We start from the raw sequence: 18,476 nt of genomic DNA, 5'->3' as shown, positions 1-18,476 counted from the left end.
GTACGATCAACGCCCCGCCGCACTCCGGCGGGGCTTCGTCGTTCCCGGGGACGTCCGCCGGCCGCGAAGGCCCAGCAACACGACACCGGCCATGGCGCCGGTCACGGCACCGCTCGTGTTCGCGAGCACGTCGTCGAACGAGGCAAACCGCGCGGGCAGGAACAGCGCCTGGCCGACCTCGATCGCGGCGCTGACGACCAGCCCGGCGGCGGCACCGGCCCACCAGGCACGCGTGCCGAGCCGCAGCACGACGAGCAGCCCGAGCGGCACGAAGAACAGCACGTTCGCGGTGAACTCGAGCGCCCCGTACCCGAACCAGAGCGGCAGCCTGGCGCGGTGCGCCAGGTCGAGCACCCGCAGGATCCCCGGGTGCGCGCCCGCGTCGACGGGGGAGCCCCAGAACCCCACCAGCAGCACGCCGATGCCGTAGAGCGCGAGCAGCGTGGTCGCCAGGCGCCGGCTGCGGGGCGTCGGCGCGACAGCCCGCGTCCGCAGAGCGGCGAGCAGCAGGCACCCCAGCAGCACGCCGACCGCACACGCCAGGACGCCGGACACCCAGCTCGGCCCCGGCGTCGCACCCTGGGCGGCGCGGATGGACACCACGACGACGCAGGCGACGGCCGCCCAGACCGAGGCACGCCAGCCGGCGACCGCGGCGGCTCCGCGGCCGGCAGCCGCGACGAGCGCGGGCAGTGGCACGACGACGAGGGTGACGGCGGCGGCGGTGACGAAGCCGTCCTCGACGGACAGGAGGCCGTGTCCGACACCGCGCAGCGCTGCGACCCCGGCACGGAACAGCTCCACGGCCCCACTCGCCACCCCGGGCAGGGTCGCGACCACCACGGCGAGGAGCACCGCGCAGCCGAGCACGAACCGGGCGATCGCGGTCCGTCGGGGCATGGTCACGAGGTCCGACGCTACCGGCTCGCACCTGACACCCGTACTGGGAGGTCCCCACTACTGGGGACCGCGCCGCACCCCATGAGCTGGTGACGAGCTGTCAGGATCTGCTCAGCGCGAACGTCCGTTCTCCGGTTCCCTGACCGTGAGGACGGCGTGGACGCGCTCGACAGCCTCGACCCGAAAGAGACTCATGCTGCCTGCTCACCGGGGCACCGCCGTGCCCGCGCGCCGTCGTGGCGTCCGACCCCTCGCCGTCCTCGCGGCCGCGCTGCTCGTCGGCGCCGGCCTGAGCACCACCTCCGCCGTGGTCGCCGCGACCCCGGCGTCGGCTGCGGTCACCGCCACCACGGACGGGCACTTCGTCTGCGACCAGAACACGCTCTACGCGACGAACAGCGCGGGCAAGGTCGTCGCGATCGACATCAGCGCGGCGGACTCGAAGGGTTCGACGGTCGACGTCGCGGACCTCGGCATGCAGGCGAACAACGGCCTCGGAATCTCGCGCGAGGGCACCGCGATGTACGCGGCAGCGAACGGCAACGCGAACAACCAGAACGCCACGCTGCGCTCGTTCGACCCGGCGACGGGCACCGCCTCGGACCCCGTCGCGACCGACAAGGTCCGGCCGGTCATCCGTGGCGCGGTGGACCCGAAGTCCGGCATCTACTACTACGGCGACAACACCGGCTGGCTCGGCGCCTACGACCCGGCGAAGAAGCAGTACCTGGGCCAGGTCGGCCAGATCAACGGGCTGAAGGCCGGCAACGGCGACTTCGCGTTCAGCTCGCAGGGCCTGATGTTCGTTGTCGCGGCGGACACCGTGTACCGCCTGGACAGCGACACGGTGCCCTCGACCCCGGGGGCGACGGCGCTGTCGACGACGAAGATCGCCACGCTGCCGAGCGGCACGAACAGCCCGGGCATCGCGTTCTCGTCCGACGGCTACCTGTACGTGTCGAACACGTCGACGGCCAACAACGTCTCGGCGACGACGATCTACCAGCTCGACCCCACCTCCGGCGCGCAGATGCGGTCGTTCCCGGTCGTTGGCAACTACGCCGCCTCGGACCTGGCGACGTGCAACTACGCCGACACCGTCACGGGGAAGTCGAGTGTCGACCAGCGGTGGAACAGCGGCGACCAGTTCGGCCTGGCCATCACCGGCGACGGCATCACGAGCACGAACAGCGGCACGACCGCGACCACGAGCGGCACCGACACGGGCCTCCAGCGCCAGAAGGCCGGGGCGATCCTGGTCACGCCGGACAAGCACTACACCGTGACGCAGACCGCCGCGGGCACCACCGACCTGTCCGACTACACGACCACGTGGACCGCCACCGATGTCAACAGCGGGCGGAAGGTCGCCGAGGGCACCGGGAACACCGCGTCCTTCACCTTCCCCAAGGCCACGTCCTCCGACGGCACCGACGTCGTCGTGCTGTTCACCGACACCATGCGCCGCACACACGTCGCGACGACCTCGGACACCGGCGTGGCCGTGACGGGCGAGACCCTGTCGGTGCCGGCAGCGCAGGGCGTCCTGGCGAACGACACCGGTGACGGCCTGTCCGTCGTGTCGAACACGAAGCCCGCCCACGGCACCGCGACCGTCAACCCCGACGGCTCGTACACCTACACCTCCGACGCCGGGTTCTCCGGCACGGACACCTTCACCTACGTGGCGGAGGACGGCTCCGGGCAGCAGCAGACCGGCACCGTGACGATCACCGTCACGCCGACCGCCGCCGATGACGTCGTCACCGTGCACGCGGGCGCGACGGCCACGGCGGACGCCGCATCCGGCCTGCTCGCGAACGACACCGGCAACGGACTCACCGTCGTGTCGAACACGAAGCCGGCGCACGGCTCCGTGACCGTGGACGCCGACGGCGCCTACCGCTTCACCCCGGCCGACGGCTTCTCGGGCTCGGACTCCTTCACCTACGTGGCCCAGGACACCAAGGGCCACCAGACCACTGCCACCGTGACGGTCACCGTGGTGCCGACCGCAGGGGCGGACACCGTCGCCGCGACGGCCGGACAGCCGACGGTCGGAGCCGCACCGGGCCTCCTGGCCGATGACCAGGGCACCGGCCTGACCGTCTCCGGTTCCACGCAGCCCGCTCACGGTTCGGTCGTCGTCGGGAAGGACGGGTCGTACACGTACACGCCGACCGACGGGTACTCCGGACCGGACCAGTTCGACTACACCGTCACCGACGGCACCTCGAGCGACACCGTCACGGTCACCGTGCACGTCGCCCCGGAGGCCGTCGACGACGCCGCGACCACCACCGCCGGAGACGCCGTCGTGACCACGACCCGCGCGGACGGCGTCCTCGGCAACGACCTGGGCGCCGGGCTGACCATCGTGACGAACGACCAGCCGGCCCACGGCGCGCTCGAGCTCGACAAGGCGACCGGCACGTACCGGTACACGCCGGTCGAGGGGTTCTCGGGCACGGACTCGTTCACCTACACGGTGCAGGACTCGACCGGTGCGCTGTCCACGGCGACGGTCACCCTGACGGTGGTGCCGGCCGCGGCCGACGACACCGCGAGCACCCGTGCCAACGTGCCCGTGACCATCGACGTGCAGGGCAACGACCACGGCACCGGACTGACGACCACGATCGTCGACGGCCCCGCCGCCGGCCGGGTCGTGGTCGCCGACGACGGCTCGGTGGACTACACGCCCACCACCGGCTCCTCGGGCACCGACCACTTCAGCTACCGCGTGACCGACACCGCCGGACTGGTCTCCCGCACCGCGACCGTCACCGTCACGGTGACGCCGCGCGCGCTGCCCGACTCGGCCGCGACCACGGCGGACCAGCCCGTGACCGTCGCCGCGACGGCCCTGACGGGCAACGACGTCGGCACCGGGATGCACGTCACCGGCTACCGTGACGCCACGCACGGCTCGGTCGCGCCCGACGCCTCCGGCAACGCGGTGTTCACCCCCGACACCGGCTTCTCGGGCACCGGCACGTTCTGGTACGACGCCGCGGACGGCTCGGGGCAGCCGACCTCCAGCTGGGTCGTCGTGATCGTCGGCCCGATGGCGACGGCTGACGCGGCGACGGCCACGGCGGGCTCGACGCTCACCGTCCCGGCGGGCGAGGGCGTCCTGGCCAACGACCGCGGCACCGACCTGCGCGCCACCGTCGACGTGAAGCCACTGCACGGGACCGTCGACCTGGCGGCGGACGGCAGCTACACGTACACCCCGAAGGACGGCTACTCCGGGCCGGACTCCTTCACGTACACCGCGACCGACCCGGACGGCAACACGTCCACCGGGCTGGTCAGCATCACCGTGACGCCGAGCACCACGCCGGACACCGTCACGACGACGGCGAACGTGCCCGTCACCGTGACGTCCCGCGACCTGACGGCGAACGACCACGGCACGGGCCTGACGGTCACCGCCGTGCATGACGCACACAGCGGCTCGGTCGTGCTGAACGCCGACGGCACCGTGACGTACACCCCGGCGACGGGCACCTCCGGCACGGACACCTTCACGTACGAGGTCACCGGCGCGAACCACAACACCGCGACCGGCACCGTCACCGTGACGATCACGCCCGTGCTCGCCGCACCGGACACCACGGCCACCGCGGACGGTGAGCTCGTCGTGCCGGCGGACCAGGGCGTCCTGGCCGGCTCGACCGGCACCGACCTGCACGTCGTCGACAACAGCGACCCCGCACACGGTTCGGTGACGGTCGACAAGGACGGGTCGTACACCTACACGCCGACGCCGGGGTACTCCGGTCCGGACACGTTCGACGCCACGGCGGAGGACGGCTCGGGCAACACCGCGACGACGACCGTCACCATCACCGTCGCCCCGAAGGCCGCGGCCGACACCGCCAGCACCCGTGTGGGCACCGCCGTCGACGTCCCCGTGACGACCAACGACAGCGGCACCGGACTCCGGGTCACGGCCGTCGGTCCTGTGTCCGCCGTGTCGTCCGCCGTGACCGCCCCGGGCACCGCGCGGACGACCGGGGCGGGGACCGTGACCTTCACGCCCACCGACGGGTTCTCCGGCACCGCGACGTTCGACTACACGGTCACCGACGCCACGGGTGGCACCGCCACGGCGACGGTCACCGTGACCGTCTCGCCCGTGGCCGTCGCGGACGCCCTGACCACGCCAGCCGGTACCGCGCTGCCGATCAGCAGCGACACGCTCACCGGCAACGACCACGGCACCGGCCTGCACGTCACCGGACACGGCGACGCTCGGCACGGCACCGTGACCGACGGCCAGGGCGGCGGTCTCGTCTACACGCCCGCGCCGGGCACGTCGGGCACCGACACGTTCACCTACACCGCGACGGACGCCTCGGGGCAGACGACGACGGCGACCGTGACCGTGCTGGTCGGCACCGTGGCGGTCGACCACACCGCGACGACGTCGACGAACGGCACCGTGACGGCCTCGGCCGCGACGGGCGTGCTGACGGGTGACTCCGGCACGGCGCTCTGGGCCGCGGTCGACCGGAAGCCGGCGCACGGCGCCGTCGAGCTGGCGAAGGACGGCTCGTTCGTCTACACGCCGGCCGAGGACTGGTCGGGCGTCGACACCTTCACGTACACGGCCACCGATGCCGAGGGGAACACCGCGACCGGCCTCGTGACGATCACCGTCGTCCCGACCGTGCGTGACGACAGCGCCCGCACCACCGCGGGCAGGTCCGTCACCGTGCGGGGTCCCGGTGTGCTCGGCAACGACCACGGCTCGCAGCTGCGGGTCGTCGCGGTCGGCACCGCGGCGCACGGCACGGTCGGCATCGCCGCGGACGGCACGTTCGTCTACACGCCCGCCGCCGGCTTCTCCGGCATCGACCACGTGACGTACAGCGCGCAGGACGCCTCCGGGCAGCGCGTCGACGGCACCGTGACGATCACGGTCGGCATCGATGCGGTGGACGACTCCGGTCGCACGATCGCCGGGGTGCCGGTCGCCACCGATGCGCGCCACGGCCTGCTCCGGAACGACGTCGGCACGGGCCTGACCGCGGCGCTCGACCGGAAGCCCGCGCACGGCACCGCGCGTGTGGCTCGGGACGGGTCGTACGTCTACACGCCGGCAGCCGGGTTCACCGGGACGGACACGTTCACCTACACGGTGACGGACGCCTCGGGGCAGACCACGACCGCCACGGCGACGATGGTCGTCATCGCGCACGCGGTCGCGACGGACGACTCGGCCACCGGGACCAAGGGCGAGCACGTCACGATCGCGCCGCTCGACAACGACCACCCCACCGGTGGCGCGACGTTCGAGCGCAGCACGCTGCACCTGCTCGACCCGGCGACCGGCGCGAGCGTCGACCGCCTGACCGTCGCGGGCGAGGGCACCTGGACCGTGTCCGACGGCGTGGTCACCTTCACGCCAACGGCCGACCACACCGGCACGCTGCAGGTCGGGTACATCGTGACCGACAGCGACGGGCAGGTCGTCAAGGCCACGATCACCGTGGTCTACCCGGTCGGCCTGGCCGCCAAGCTGCACGCCGCACAGCTCGCCTTCACGGGAGCCACCGGCCTGGTCGGCCTGGGGCTCGGAGCGCTCGCACTGCTGCTGGCCGGCTTCGCCCTGATGCTGCGCCGACGGAACGCGCGCAGCTGACCGACACCGGCTGACGGACGGGAGGCCCGGATCACCATCGCTCATCGGCGCCGGTGATCCGGGCCTCCCGTCCGTTGCGGTGGGTGCGGTGGGTGCGGTCGGGTGCGGCGGGCGGCGTCTCGTCAGAAGAGCGTGGACTCGCCGGGGTGTTCGGGAGCGCCTGCGCCCGTGACGGGCTCGATCAGCTGGGGTCCGTCGTTGCGGACGCTGTTGACGGCGCGGGCGACCTCGTACTGCTCGAGGCCGGCCGCGACCGCGAGCGACTCGTGGTCGAGGAGCGCGAGCAGGTCGTCCGGAGGCAGGTCGCCGCCGAGCCAGTCGTCGTAGCCGTCCGGCGTGAGGAACGCGGGCATGCGGTCGTGCACCTCACCCGGAGCGACGTGAGCGTCACGCGTGATGATCGCGAGCGAGAGCTTCCACTTGTCGGGGTCGTCCTCGGCCTTGGTCGGGTCGGGCCAGGCGCTGACGACACCCGCCATCGCCAGGGCGCCACCGGGCTCGTGCACGAAGTGCGGTTCCTTGCCGTCCTCACGCACGACCCACTCGTAGTAGCCCTGGGCCGGGACGATGCAGCGGTTGGTCGTGAAGGCCCGCTTGAACATGCCGCTCGTGGCGACGGTCTCGATCCGCGCGTTGATCGGCTTCGGGCGCTGCTTGGCGAAGTCCTTCGCCCAGGTCGGCACGAAGCCCCAGCTGATGCGCGGGAGCTCGCGCTCGCCGTGCCGTTGCCGGACGGCGTACACGGGGTCGGTCGGGGCGACGTTCCAGCTCGGAGCCAGGCCGGAGTGCACCTCGCCCGAGTCCTCGTCCACGTGCTCGGTGCGGGCGGCGAGTTCGCCCATGAGCTCGGGGAGCAGGTCAGCGGTGGTGTCGGAGACGACGAAGCGGCCACACATGCGCCCAGTGTGCCCCGTGCCGCCGACGGAGGCGCGTTCGGGCTTGCCGGGAGCTCGGCGGCGGTGACGGTCGCGGTGGCGCGCGTGGCGGCGACGGCGGTGGCGGTGGTGCGGGCGGCGACGGTTGCGGTGGAGCGCGCGGCGACGGTTGCGGTGGAGCGCGCGGCGACGGTTGCGGTGGAGCGCGCGGCGACGGCGGTGGCGGGGGTGCGGGCGGCGGTGGTGCGGGTGCGGGCGGCGGTGGTGCGGGTGGTTCGTCCTGCGCGCTGACGAATCCGGTTGGCGAAACCCGAGGCCAGCCGACCAGATTCGTCAGCGGCCGATCCGGTTCACGGTTCCCTGCGGGTCGCAGACCGGATCGGCGGTGCTCGGTCAGGGGCGGGGTGCCAGCGCTTCCGCGGCACGGCGGGCGCGCTCGGCGCGACCGAGGCGCAGCAGTGTCGCCGGCAGGTTCGCCCCGTAGATGACCACGAACCCCAGCCACAGGGGCGGGGCCCCGACGACCGTCAGGCCCGTCGCCGCCAGCAGGCCGCCGCCGATGAGTGCCGTCCCCCGGGTCAGGTCGAGCGTCACGCCACGGCGGAACAGTGCCGTGTCGACCAGGACGGCCTCGCGGTCCTCGGGCGCGATGGCCGGGGGTCTGGCACCGACGTACCGCTGGACGGACCACCGTAGCGAGCGCGCGGTGTCGGGACGGACCTCCCGTCCGTTGATCGTGGCGTTCGGGGCGACCGGCGCTGTCAGGCGACAGCACGCGAAGGCGACCGACCCGACGCCGAGCGACAGCAGCGCGATGACGACCGCCGCGCCGGGTGCGTCGTGCCCGGTCCAGTGGACGGCGGCCTCGAGCGCGGTCATCACCACGGCGGCGAGGACGGTGCACACGACTGCGATGCCGAACGCACGGCGTGCACGTGCCGGCGACACCACCTCGTGGACGACGTGCCGGTACGTCTCCCACCCGAGTCGGAACACCCGCGGCTACCGATCGTCGCCGGGCAGGGCGATCTTCGAGCCCGAGCGGGTGCCGGGACGGCCGGGGCGCACGGAGCGTGCCGCGGTCCGCGCCGGTGCGTCGGGCAGCACCTCGGCCAGGGCCCGGGCACGCTCGACCCGGCCGAGACGGGCGAGGCTGATGACCGTGCGGACGACGGTCATCCCCGCGACCCACAGGAACAGGAACGACGACCCCGCCCACAGGACGACGCCGGTGAACGCCAGGATGACGGCGACCACGACGAGCAGCCCGCGGTACACCTCGGGCACGAGGGCAGCGCGGATGGCGAGGGCGTCACGCAGCACGTCGTCGCGGTCGGCAGGGTCGATCGTCGGGGCTGCTCCGCGGCGGAAGTGCCGCTCGCTCGAGTCCGGAGCCGTCGACACCGCGCCCCAGTACAGCCGCGTGCCGTCGGCCGTGCTCGGTCGCAGTGGCACGCATGCAGCCCCGAACACCCCGAGCCCCAGCGCGAGCAGCGCCACGCCGACCGCGTCCGCGCCGTCACGCAGGTCGGGCCACCCCGCGACCAGCCCGAGCGTCACCAGGACGACGACCACGACCACGGCGACGAGCACGCCGACGACGACCGACCGACGACGCCGGTCCGCGGGGACGGCGCCACCGACATGGTCGCGGAAGACACGCCATCCGAGGGAGTACATGGGCCTTTCCTACTCGTCCGCGGCTCGGACACGCCCGACCTGCCCGGAGCGGCGGTGCCGACCACCGCACGGCACCGGGCTGGATCAGCGATCGTCCAGGCAGGGGCGCTCATCTGCTGCCATGAGTCTCGACATCGTCTACACCGCCGTCGCCCACGCCTCCGGGGGCGGCCGCGACGGGCACGTCCGCAGCGAGGACGACCGCCTCGACCTCGACACCCGTCCGCCGAAGGAGATGGGCGGCAGCGGCGAGGGCACCAACCCCGAGCAGCTCTTCGCCGCCGGGTACGCCGCGTGCTTCCTCGGTGCACTGCACGCCGCGGGCCGAGAGCTCGGCGTCGACACCACCGGTGCCGAGGTCTCCGCCGAGGTCGGCATCGGCGGCAACGGCAGCGGGGGCTTCGGGCTGGCGGTCGAGCTGGACGTCTACGCGCCGGCCGTCGAGCCGACCCAGCGCCAGCGTGCCGTCGAGCGGGCGCACGAGATCTGCCCGTACTCGAACGCCACCCGGGGCAACATCACCGTCACGCTGTCGCTCGTCGACTGACACGCTGGGCGTCTGACACGCTGGGCGTCATGGACCCCGCGTCGCGATGCCCCTGTCTGAGCGGCAACCCCTACGGCGAGTGCTGCGGTCCCCTGCACGCCGGGGCCGCAGCACCGACCGCGGAACGGCTCATGCGGTCGCGCTTCTCCGCCTTCGCGCTGGGGCTGCCCGAGTACTTGCTGTCGTCGTGGCACCCGAGCACCCGGCCGAGCTCGCTCGAACTGGACGCCGACCAGCGCTGGACACGGCTCGACGTGCTGTCGACCCAGGCCGGAGGCCCGTTCGACTCCCGGGGCACGGTTGCCTTCCGCGCGTGGTGGCGGACCGACACCGAGCGTGGCACGCTCGAGGAGACGAGCGACTTCGTGCGCGAGCGGGGCCGCTGGTCCTACCTGGACGGGGTCGTCAGCTGAGGAGTCCCATGCCCCGCGACATCACCACGTTCGGCGCCCGCACCACGGCGGCCGAGGTCCTCGACGGCATCGACCTGACCGGCCGCACCGCGATCGTCACCGGTGCCGCGTCGGGCATCGGCGTCGAGACGGCCCGGGCGCTCGCCGGAGCCGGAGCCACCGTGACGATGGCCGTCCGCGCCGTGGACGCCGGCCGTCGGGTGGCCGACGACATCGCGGACTCGACCGGACGGCCGGCACCGGCGATCGCCGAGCTGCACCTGGACCGTCCGGCCTCGGTCGACGCGTTCACCGCCGCGTGGGACGGCCCGCTCGACGTGCTGATCGCCAACGCCGGCATCATGGACGCTCCCGAGACGTACACGCCCGCCGGGTGGGAGTCGCAGTTCGCCACGAACCACCTCGGGCACTTCGCCCTGGCGCTCGGGCTGCACGACGCCCTGACCGCAGCGGGGTCCGCGCGCATCGTCGCCGTGTCGTCGAGCGGGCACGGCTCGTCGCCCGTCGTGTTCGACGACCTGTTCTTCCGCCGCCGTCCGTACGAACCCGGGCTCGCCTACGCCCAGTCGAAGACCGCGAACGCCCTGTTCGCCGTCGGGGTGGGTCTGCGCTGGGCCGACGACGGCATCACCGCGAACTCCTGCATGCCCGGCGGCATCTGGACCGGGCTGCAGAAGCACTGGGACCCGGACGTCCTGGCGGCCACCAAGGTCGCCGCGGCCGACGTCGTCAAGACCCCGGCGCAGGGAGCGGCGACGTCGGTGCTGCTCGCAACGGCACCCGAGCTCGCCGGCGTGAGCGGGAAGTACTTCGAGGACTGCCACGAGGCAGCGGTCGTCGACGCCGTGCAGGACGGCCTGTACGGGGTGCTGCCCTGGGCGCTCGACACCCGCGACGCCGACCGTCTGTGGGACGTGTCCGTCGCGCTGCTCGACGCCGAGGCCCGCAGCCGCGGGTAGCTGCGGCGAGCTGCGACTACCCGCCGATCGTCTCCGGCAGGCGCACCGCGGCGCGCATCGCCCGGCGCACGGCGGCCTCGTCCGGCAGCAGCTCGTCGTCGTCCCCGTTCAGGAAGAACCGGATCTGCCCGATCGCCTGCTCGGTCAACATGTCGAGCCCGTTCAGCACCCGGCCCCCGGCAGCCGACCACCGACTCGACGCCGCCGTCGGCCACGGCTCGTACGCCACGTCGAACAGCACGGCGTCGGGCCCGCTCGGCACGAGGTGCAGGTCGTCGGCAGCACCACCGGGGAGCGTCGACACGACGAACCCGAGCGGGCCGGCCTGGTCGAGCTCGGCCAGGGGGTGCACCTCGATCGTCACCCCGAGCCGTGTCGCCAGGGTAACCAGGTCACCGGCGCGCGCGGTGTCCCGGACGAAGACCCGGACCAGCGAGGCCCCGAGTCGCAGCGACGCCGTCAGGGCGCTCGCCGCGGTGGCCCCGCCGCCCAGGATCGTGGCCTCGCCGGGGACGTGCCCGAGTGCGGCGACGGGACGGACCAGTCCCTCGACGTCGGTGTTCGCGCCCCACCGCAGCACCCGGTCGCCGGACGTCCGGAACGCCAGCGTGTTCGCGACGCCGAGTTCGTCGACGAGCGGTGTCGTCCGGTCGAGCAGGGGCAGCACCTCGCGCTTGAGTGGCATGGTCAGGCTGAGCCCGCGCTGCTCCGGGCCGAGCGCGCCGATGAACGCGTCGAGCCCGCCTGAAGCGACCTCGTGCCGGTCGTAGGTGAAGGGCAGGCCGAGCACCTCGTACGCCGCCAGGTGCAGCGTGGGGGAGAGGGAGTGCGTGATCGGGGAGCCGAGCACGGACAGGGCGGTGCGCTCCGGGTCGTGCCAGGTGGGGGTCACGGTCTGTGAGCATAGTCAGCCCGGCTCGACGTCAGGTGCTTAGGGTAGCCTTACCTCTGTGATCCGATCCTCCCTCCCCAAGCAGCGCCTCCGCCGCGTGCTCGCAGCAGCCGGCGCCGTCGTGGCCGCCTCGCTCGTCCTCGCCGGGTGCGCCTCCGGTTCGACGACCGCGCAGTCGACCTCGTCCGCCTCCGGCGACGGCGCCTTCCCGGTGTCCATCACGACCGGCCTCGGCACCACGACCATCGAGTCGCAGCCCAAGCGCGTCGTCGCCCTCGGCTGGGGCGACGCCGAGACGGCACTCGAGCTCGGCGTGCAGCCCGTCGGCGCGAGCGACTGGCTGGCGTTCGGTGGCGACGGCGTCGGGCCGTGGCTCAAGGACGCGTACACGAAGTCGCCGAAGATCATCAACACGCTCGAGCCCAGCTACGAGGACATCCTCAAGCTCAAGCCGGACCTGATCCTCGACGTCAAGTCCTCGGGCGACAAGGACCGCTACAGCAAGCTCTCCGCGATCGCGCCGACCGTGGCGATCCCGAAGGGCGGCGAGAACTACCTCGCCACCACGAAGCAGCAGACCACGATGATCGCCAAGGCGCTCGGCAAGGTCACTGAGGGCAAGAAGCTGCTGTCCGGGGTCGACGACGCCTACGCCGCAGCACGCAAGGCGCACCCCGAGTTCGACGGCAAGACCGCCGTCATCGGGGCCTACACGTCCGAGGGCTTCGGCGCCTACGCCTCGGCCGACAGCCGCGCGCAGTTCATGCAGCAGCTCGGGTTCACCATCCCCAAGAAGATCGACCAAGAGGCCGGCAAGCAGTTCTCGGTGTCGCTGTCGAACGAGAACCTCGACCTGCTGAACGCCGACCTGACGGTGATCCTGCCGATCTACGTCGAGGCCTCGGCGGCCGAGAACGACCCGCTGTTCCAGAAGGTGCCGTCGGTCCAGGCCGGCCATTCCATCGTCGTCGACGACAAGGACGTGTCCTCGGCGTTCTCGATGGGCACGACCGCGGCGATCGAGTGGGCGCTCAAGCGCCTGCCCGACGAGTTCGCGGCGAAGCTCGGCTGAGCCGCCCCGATCCGCTGAACGGCCTGGAGGCCCGGATCACCACCCACGGACCGGTTGCGGTCCGCCGGGGGTGCACCGGGCCTCCAGAGCGTTCCGGCGACCACGTCGCCAGCCGACGCGTCGGTCGGATCAGACGCCGAAGGTCGAGCCCAGGAAGGCGAAGAGCAGCGCGATGAGCGGGAACGAGCCCTGGATCAGCGCCGTGCTGAGGTACCGACGGCCCGTGCCGACGAGCACCACGGCCGCGGCGAGCATGCTCGCGGTGCCGAAGACGATGAGCGGCCAGCCCGTCGCGCCGTTGCCCGCGAAGGCGAGCACCACACCGAGGAACGTGCCGATCGCCAGGAACAGGTTGTAGAAGCCCTGGTTGAAGGCGAGCGAGCGGGTGGCGCGCGCTTCGGCGTCGGAGGCGATGCCGAAGGTCTTGCGGACGCGGGGGCTCGTCCAGGCGATCGACTCCATGAAGAAGATGTAGACGTGGAGCAGTCCGGCGAGGATCGCGAACACGCAGGAGAGGACGAGGAGGACCGACATGGACTCCATCTTCCCATCGACCGCGGTGTCAGTCGTGCCCCACGGGTGTCGCCCGTCGTGCGCCGTTAGGCTCGGGCCATGAGCGAGTACGACGACGCGGCCGTGGCGGAACTGCAGAGCATCCGGCAGAGCATCGACAACATCGACGCCGCGGTGATCCACATGCTCGCGGAGCGCTTCAAGTACACGCAGCGGGTGGGGTACCTCAAGGCCAGTGCGGGCATGCCGCCGGCCGACCCGGCACGCGAGCAGGTGCAGGTCTCGCGGCTGCGGTCGCTCGCGGCGGAGTCGCACCTGGACCCGGCGTTCGCGGAGAAGTTCCTGAACTTCATCGTCGCCGAGGTCATCCACCACCACGAGCAGATCGCCGAGGGCGAGGTGTGAGCGGGGCGGGTGTTTCGGCTTCGGGTGCTGCGGCTGCCAGGGCGGGTGCTTCGGATGCCGGGGCGGGTGCGGGTGCTTCGGATGCCGGGGCGGGTGCCGTCGCCTCGTGGCGGGACGCGGTGCCGGCGTTGCTCCTCGGGTCGTACACGGCCACCGGGGGAGGCACGGCGACCGGGATCTCGTTCGTCCAGGACGGCGTCGCCACCACCGTGGCCGTGATGGACGACCCGTCGTTCCTCGCCGTCTCAGAGGACCGGGTCTACGCCGTGTCCGAGGTCGTCGACGGCAGCGTGCAGGCCTTCCGCCGGAACGGGTCGGCGCTCGAGCACCTGTGGACCGTCGCTGCCGGGGGTGATGCGCCGTGCCACGTCCGGGTCGACCCGGCCGGGGTGCTGGTGGTGACGAACTACACGTCGGGGACCGTCTCCGCGGTGGACCTGGCCGCGGCGGAGTCGTTCGCGGCGTCGGCGGGGCCGGGGGACGCACTCGTGGTGCCGGATGCCGCGTCGTCGACCGAGGTCCTGCCGGACGTGACGGGGCCGGATGCCGACCGGCAGGACGGGCCGCACGCGCACCAGTCCATCGCCACGCCCGAGGGCACGATCCTGGTGGCGGACCTGGGCGGGGACGCGCTCCACGAGTTCTCGGTGGGTGACGCTGGTGCTGGTGCTGGTGCTGGTGCTGGTGCTGGTGCTGGGGTTGGTGTTGGTGACTCGTCGTCGCTCGTGCTGGTCCGGGTCCACCACGTGGCGCCGGGGGCGGGGCCGAGGCACATGGCCTGGTTCGACGGGGACCTGTTCGTCGCCGGGGAACTCGACGGGCACGTCCACCGGCTGCGTCGTGACGAGGGCGGATCGCTCCGCACCGTGGCCTCGGTGTCGACGGGGGCGGGCGAGTCCCTGCTGAGCCACATCGAGGTCGACGACTCCGGGCTGGTGTACGTCGCCGTGCGCGGCCGGGACGTCATCGTGGTGCTCGACGCCTCCGACGGACAGTTGGCGGTCGTCGGGTCGGCGTCGTCGGGTGGTGTCTGGCCGCGGCACTTCGCCCGGGTGCCCGGGTTCGTCCTGGTGGCGAACGAGCGGTCCGACGCGATCGCGGTGTTGCCCGTGGGGCCGGACGGGGTTCCGGGGGAGCCCGTCGGGCAGATCGCCGTCGGCACCCCGACGTGCGTGGTGCCGGTCGGCTAGACCCGCTGGGGTCAGGTCTGGGTCAGGTCTGGATCGGGTCTGGATCAGGTCTGGATCAGGTTCTCGAAGGGGCGTCCCTCGGCAAGGGCCGACACCTGCCGCCGCATCAGCTCGATGGACCGCGGCACGCTGAGGTCGGTGTTGCCACCGACGTGCGGCGTGAGCACGGTGTTCGGCGTCGTCCACAGCGGGTGCCCGGGCGGCAGCGGCTCGGGGTCCGTGACGTCGAGCCCAGCCGAGAGCCGCTCAGCGAGCAGCTCGGCCACCAGGGCATCGGTGTCGACGACCTTGCCGCGCGCGACGTTCACCACGAGGGCGCCGTCGGGCAGCGCCGCGAGCAACGCCGCGTCGACCAGGTGCTCGGTCTCGTCGGTCAGCGGGGCGATGAGCACGAGGACGTCGGTGCTGCGGGCGAGTTCGGGCAGCTCGTCGAACGCGTGCACCTGGCGGCCGTCCTGCACGCGAGCGGTCCGGGCGACGACGGTGACGTCGGTCCGGAACGCTTCGAAGCGCGTCGCGATGGCGCCTCCGATCGCGCCGTAGCCGACCACGGTCACCCGACGGTCGGCCAGGGACCGGGTCTTCCGGACGTCCCAGACCTGGTTCGTCCGGTCGATCTGGAACTGGCCGATCTCGCGCAGCGCCGTGAGTGCGAGACCGACGGCGAGCTCGGCGGTCTCGTCGTCGTGGATGCCCCGGCCGTTCGCCAGTTGCGCGTGCGCGGGGACGTGCGGCACCGCGTGCTCGTACCCGGCACTCGGCAGCTGCAGGAGCCGCAGGTTCGGCAGGTCGTGCACGTACTGCCACCGGTGGCGGCCCTGGAAGTAGAACGGCAGCAGCGTGATCGCGATGTCGTCCGGCCGCTCGTGGGGCTGCTCGAGGTCCCACACCTCGAGCTCGACGCCGTCCGGCACCGGGCCGAAGCGGTCGACGAGTTCGGCGAACGGCAGGGTGACGACGCTGGTGCGGGGGTTCGCGCTCACGACGTCCGGCCTCAGCTGTCCGTGCGCGGCGAGAACGTGCCGTCGGACGCCAGCGGCCCGCGGCCCAGGACGCCCTCGGTCACGGTCTCCTGGATGACGTCGCCGAAGCGGCTCGGCAGAGTCGCGCCGTGCGTGCCGCGGAGCTCGCCGATCGAGACCTCGAACGCCCCCTGGACCTCGAGGGCCTGCGAGTGGCCGTCGGTCACACCGATGCGCAGGACCGGGAAGCCCCGACCGTTGCAGAGGCCCTGGAAGCGGACGTCGTCCTCGCGGCGGACGGTGACGATCACCCGTGTGGTCGACTCCGAGAACAGCGCCGTGGCGACGTCGATGCCGTCGCGTTCCTGCAGCTCGTCGAGGACGACGCGTGCGCCGACCCCGAAGCGCAGGACCGACTCGGCGAGCGACTGCGCGAGCCCGCCGTCCGACAGGTCGTGGGCGCTGGTCAGTAGCTGCTCGTCCGTGGCGGCGTGCAGCAGCGCGGCGAGGTCCTTCTCGTGGGCCAGGTCGACCTTGGGCGGGCGACCGCCCAGGTGTCCGTGCACGGTACCCGCCCACGCCGAACCGTCGAGCTCGAGGTCGGTCGTGCCGAGCAGGTAGATGTTGTGGCCGTCGTCCTGCCAGCCCGAGGGCACGCGCTTGGCGACGTCGTCGATGACACCGAGCACACCGACCACGGGGGTGGGGTGGATCGGGGTCGAGCCGGTCTGGTTGTAGAACGACACGTTGCCGCCGGTCACCGGGATGCCGAGCTCCATGCAGCCGTCCGCCAGTCCTTCGACCGCCTCGGAGAACTGCCACATGACCTCGGGGTTCTCCGGGGAGCCGAAGTTCAGGCAGTCGGTCACCGCCGCCGGAATGGCACCGGTGACGGCGACGTTGCGGTACGCCTCGGCCAGGGCCAGGCGAGCGCCCTGCTTCGGGTCGAGCTGGCAGTAGCGGCCGTTCGCGTCCGTCGCGATCGTCACGCCGAGGCCCGTTTCCTCGTCGACGCGGATCATGCCGCCGTCGTCCGGGAAGGCCAGAGCGGTGTTGCCGAGCACGTAGGTGTCGTACTGGTTCGTGATCCAGCGCTTGTCCGCCAAGTTGGGCGAGCCGAGCAACTGCAGGAACTGGGCCTTGAGCGCCGGCCCCGTCTCCGGGCGGTCGAGCGACTCGGCGCCGTCGGACTGCAGTGCGTCGATCCAGGTCGGGTAGGCGACCGGGCGGTCGTACACGGGGCCGTCGACGGCGACGGTGCGAGGGTCGACGTTGACGATCTCCTGGCCCTGCCAGTCGATCACGAGACGACCGGTGCCGGTGACCTCGCCGAGGACGCTCGTCTCGACCTCCCACTTGCCGACGACCTGCAGGAAGGCGTCGAGCTTGTCGGGACGGACGACCGCCATCATGCGCTCCTGGCTCTCCGACATGAGGATCTCCTCTGCCGTGAGCGTGGGGTCCCGCAGCAGGACGTCGTCGAGCGAGATGTGCATGCCGCCGTCGCCGTTGCTGGCGAGCTCGGACGTGGCGCACGAGATGCCCGCGGCGCCGAGGTCCTGGATGCCCTCGACGAGGTCCTTCTGGAAGAGCTCGAGGCAGCACTCGATCAGGACCTTCTCGGCGAAGGGGTCGCCGACCTGCACTGCGGGGCGCTTGGTCGGGCCGCCCTCGGTGAAGGTGTCGGACGCCAGGATCGACGCGCCGCCGATGCCGTCGCCGCCGGTGCGGGCGCCGAAGAGGACGACCTTGTTGCCGGCGCCCGAGGCGTTCGCCAGGTGCAGGTCCTCGTGCCGCAGGACACCCACCGCGAGGGCGTTGACCAGCGGGTTGCCCTGGTACACGGAGTCGAAGTAGGTCTCGCCGCCGATGTTCGGCAGGCCCAGGCAGTTGCCGTAGAACGAGATGCCCCCGACGACGCCGTGCACGACGCGAGCCGTGTCCTCGTGGTCGATCGCGCCGAAGCGGAGCTGGTCCATGACCGCCACCGGACGCGCACCCATCGAGATGATGTCGCGGACGATGCCGCCGACGCCCGTGGCGGCGCCCTGGTACGGCTCGACGTAGGACGGGTGGTTGTGCGACTCGACCTTGAAGGTGACCGCCCAGCCGTCGCCGATGTCGACGACACCGGCGTTCTCGCCCATGCCGACCATCAGGTCCTTCTGCATCTCCGGCGTGACCTTCTGGCCGAACTGCCGGAGGTAGTTCTTGCTCGACTTGTACGAGCAGTGCTCCGACCACATGACGGAGTACATCGCCAGCTCACCCGAGGTGGGGCGACGGCCGAGGATCTCGCGGATCTTCGCGTACTCGTCCGCCTTGAGCCCGAGGGCCTCGTACGGCTGGTCCTTGTCGGGCGTCGCCGCCGCGTCCTGCACGGTGTCGGGCTTCGGGCGAACGTGGGTCGTCACG

The 18,476-nt window shown here is 72.2% G+C and carries 16 protein-coding genes; 8 read left to right on the top strand and 8 right to left on the bottom strand.

Features of this window, described 5'->3' with window-relative positions; translation table 11 throughout:
• Positions 1 to 6 precede the first annotated feature (6 nt).
• A complete protein-coding gene (locus ASG04_RS09845) occupies positions 7 to 900 on the bottom strand; it encodes a VanZ family protein (RefSeq protein ID WP_235515518.1) in 894 nt (297 codons plus the stop codon).
• 193 nt (positions 901 to 1,093) lie between these two features.
• Between ASG04_RS09845 and ASG04_RS09840 the strand changes: the two genes are divergently transcribed.
• On the top strand, positions 1,094 to 6,553 hold the full coding sequence (locus ASG04_RS09840) for a beta strand repeat-containing protein (protein ID WP_056123133.1): 5,460 nt from the start codon (positions 1,094 to 1,096) through the stop codon (positions 6,551 to 6,553).
• A 122-nt stretch (positions 6,554 to 6,675) separates the two neighbouring features.
• Here ASG04_RS09840 and ASG04_RS09835 read toward each other — a convergent pair whose 3' ends face one another.
• Positions 6,676 to 7,449 (bottom strand): SOS response-associated peptidase, encoded by a 774-nt coding sequence (locus tag ASG04_RS09835; RefSeq protein ID WP_082517940.1) that lies wholly within the window; start codon positions 7,447 to 7,449, stop codon positions 6,676 to 6,678.
• A 63-nt stretch (positions 7,450 to 7,512) separates the two neighbouring features.
• Between ASG04_RS09835 and ASG04_RS09830 the strand changes: the two genes are divergently transcribed.
• Positions 7,513 to 7,719, top strand: a complete 207-nt coding sequence (locus ASG04_RS09830; protein WP_156463604.1) for a hypothetical protein — start codon at positions 7,513 to 7,515, stop codon at positions 7,717 to 7,719.
• A gap of 102 nt (positions 7,720 to 7,821) precedes the next feature.
• Here the strand turns inward: ASG04_RS09830 and ASG04_RS09825 are convergent, their stop codons facing one another.
• Both ASG04_RS09825 and ASG04_RS09820 read right to left on the bottom strand, forming a co-directional pair.
• Positions 7,822 to 8,424, bottom strand: a complete 603-nt coding sequence (locus tag ASG04_RS09825; protein WP_056123126.1) for a hypothetical protein — start codon at positions 8,422 to 8,424, stop codon at positions 7,822 to 7,824.
• A 6-nt stretch (positions 8,425 to 8,430) separates the two neighbouring features.
• Positions 8,431 to 9,108, bottom strand: a complete 678-nt coding sequence (locus ASG04_RS09820) for a hypothetical protein (RefSeq protein WP_056123123.1) — start codon at positions 9,106 to 9,108, stop codon at positions 8,431 to 8,433.
• A gap of 121 nt (positions 9,109 to 9,229) precedes the next feature.
• Between ASG04_RS09820 and ASG04_RS09815 the strand changes: the two genes are divergently transcribed.
• From ASG04_RS09815 to ASG04_RS09805, 3 genes are read left to right on the top strand one after another with little or no spacing between them, the layout of a single operon-like run.
• Positions 9,230 to 9,655 carry an organic hydroperoxide resistance protein gene (locus ASG04_RS09815; protein WP_056123121.1) on the top strand — a complete coding sequence of 142 codons (426 nt, stop codon included), beginning with the start codon at positions 9,230 to 9,232 and terminating at the stop codon, positions 9,653 to 9,655.
• Between the two features lie 29 nt (positions 9,656 to 9,684).
• Entirely contained in the window at positions 9,685 to 10,068 is a 384-nt protein-coding gene (locus ASG04_RS09810; RefSeq protein ID WP_056123117.1) for a YchJ family protein, read from the top strand.
• Positions 10,069 to 10,076: 8 nt separating this feature from the next.
• Positions 10,077 to 11,027: an SDR family NAD(P)-dependent oxidoreductase gene (locus ASG04_RS09805; RefSeq protein ID WP_056123115.1), complete on the top strand. Its 951-nt coding sequence runs from the start codon at positions 10,077 to 10,079 to the stop codon at positions 11,025 to 11,027.
• Positions 11,028 to 11,043: 16 nt separating this feature from the next.
• Here ASG04_RS09805 and ASG04_RS09800 read toward each other — a convergent pair whose 3' ends face one another.
• A complete protein-coding gene (locus tag ASG04_RS09800; protein WP_056123113.1) occupies positions 11,044 to 11,919 on the bottom strand; it encodes a shikimate dehydrogenase family protein in 876 nt (291 codons plus the stop codon).
• A gap of 58 nt (positions 11,920 to 11,977) precedes the next feature.
• On the opposite strand from ASG04_RS09800, the gene ASG04_RS09795 reads away from it, so the two are divergent.
• Entirely contained in the window at positions 11,978 to 12,991 is a 1,014-nt protein-coding gene (locus ASG04_RS09795; RefSeq protein ID WP_235515505.1) for an iron-siderophore ABC transporter substrate-binding protein, read from the top strand.
• A 129-nt stretch (positions 12,992 to 13,120) separates the two neighbouring features.
• Here the strand turns inward: ASG04_RS09795 and ASG04_RS09790 are convergent, their stop codons facing one another.
• Positions 13,121 to 13,525, bottom strand: a complete 405-nt coding sequence (locus ASG04_RS09790; protein WP_056123976.1) for a DUF1304 domain-containing protein — start codon at positions 13,523 to 13,525, stop codon at positions 13,121 to 13,123.
• Between the two features lie 78 nt (positions 13,526 to 13,603).
• On the opposite strand from ASG04_RS09790, the gene ASG04_RS09785 reads away from it, so the two are divergent.
• Both ASG04_RS09785 and ASG04_RS09780 read left to right on the top strand, forming a co-directional pair.
• Positions 13,604 to 13,909 carry a chorismate mutase gene (locus ASG04_RS09785; protein WP_056123111.1) on the top strand — a complete coding sequence of 102 codons (306 nt, stop codon included), beginning with the start codon at positions 13,604 to 13,606 and terminating at the stop codon, positions 13,907 to 13,909.
• 119 nt (positions 13,910 to 14,028) lie between these two features.
• A complete protein-coding gene (locus tag ASG04_RS09780) occupies positions 14,029 to 15,099 on the top strand; it encodes a lactonase family protein (protein ID WP_056123109.1) in 1,071 nt (356 codons plus the stop codon).
• Between the two features lie 44 nt (positions 15,100 to 15,143).
• Here the strand turns inward: ASG04_RS09780 and ASG04_RS09775 are convergent, their stop codons facing one another.
• Both ASG04_RS09775 and purL read right to left on the bottom strand, forming a co-directional pair.
• Positions 15,144 to 16,082 carry an NAD(P)-dependent oxidoreductase gene (locus ASG04_RS09775; RefSeq protein WP_056123107.1) on the bottom strand — a complete coding sequence of 313 codons (939 nt, stop codon included), beginning with the start codon at positions 16,080 to 16,082 and terminating at the stop codon, positions 15,144 to 15,146.
• Positions 16,083 to 16,093: 11 nt separating this feature from the next.
• Positions 16,094 to 18,475, bottom strand: a complete 2,382-nt coding sequence (purL, locus tag ASG04_RS09770; RefSeq protein ID WP_056123973.1) for a phosphoribosylformylglycinamidine synthase subunit PurL — start codon at positions 18,473 to 18,475, stop codon at positions 16,094 to 16,096.
• Position 18,476 lies beyond the last annotated feature (1 nt).

Origin of the sequence: Curtobacterium sp. Leaf183 (assembly GCF_001424385.1) — a bacterium.
Taxonomy (GTDB): Bacteria; Actinomycetota; Actinomycetes; order Actinomycetales; family Microbacteriaceae; genus Curtobacterium.
Note: the sequence above shows the minus strand (reverse complement) of the source record. Positions and strands in the feature narration are given on the sequence as shown.

Excerpts from the sequence above, each read along its gene's own strand:
- ASG04_RS09805 (WP_056123115.1), top strand. The coding sequence starts at position 10,077 with ATGCCCCGCGACATCACCACGTTCGGCGCCCGCACCACGGCGGCCGAG.
- ASG04_RS09790 (WP_056123976.1), bottom strand. The coding sequence starts at position 13,525 with ATGTCGGTCCTCCTCGTCCTCTCCTGCGTGTTCGCGATCCTCGCCGGA.
- ASG04_RS09835 (WP_082517940.1), bottom strand. The coding sequence starts at position 7,449 with ATGTGTGGCCGCTTCGTCGTCTCCGACACCACCGCTGACCTGCTCCCC.
- ASG04_RS09820 (WP_056123123.1), bottom strand. The coding sequence starts at position 9,108 with ATGTACTCCCTCGGATGGCGTGTCTTCCGCGACCATGTCGGTGGCGCC.
- ASG04_RS09810 (WP_056123117.1), top strand. The coding sequence starts at position 9,685 with ATGGACCCCGCGTCGCGATGCCCCTGTCTGAGCGGCAACCCCTACGGC.
- ASG04_RS09845 (WP_235515518.1), bottom strand. The coding sequence starts at position 900 with ATGCCCCGACGGACCGCGATCGCCCGGTTCGTGCTCGGCTGCGCGGTG.
- ASG04_RS09785 (WP_056123111.1), top strand. The coding sequence starts at position 13,604 with ATGAGCGAGTACGACGACGCGGCCGTGGCGGAACTGCAGAGCATCCGG.
- ASG04_RS09840 (WP_056123133.1), top strand. The coding sequence starts at position 1,094 with ATGCTGCCTGCTCACCGGGGCACCGCCGTGCCCGCGCGCCGTCGTGGC.
- ASG04_RS09815 (WP_056123121.1), top strand. The coding sequence starts at position 9,230 with ATGAGTCTCGACATCGTCTACACCGCCGTCGCCCACGCCTCCGGGGGC.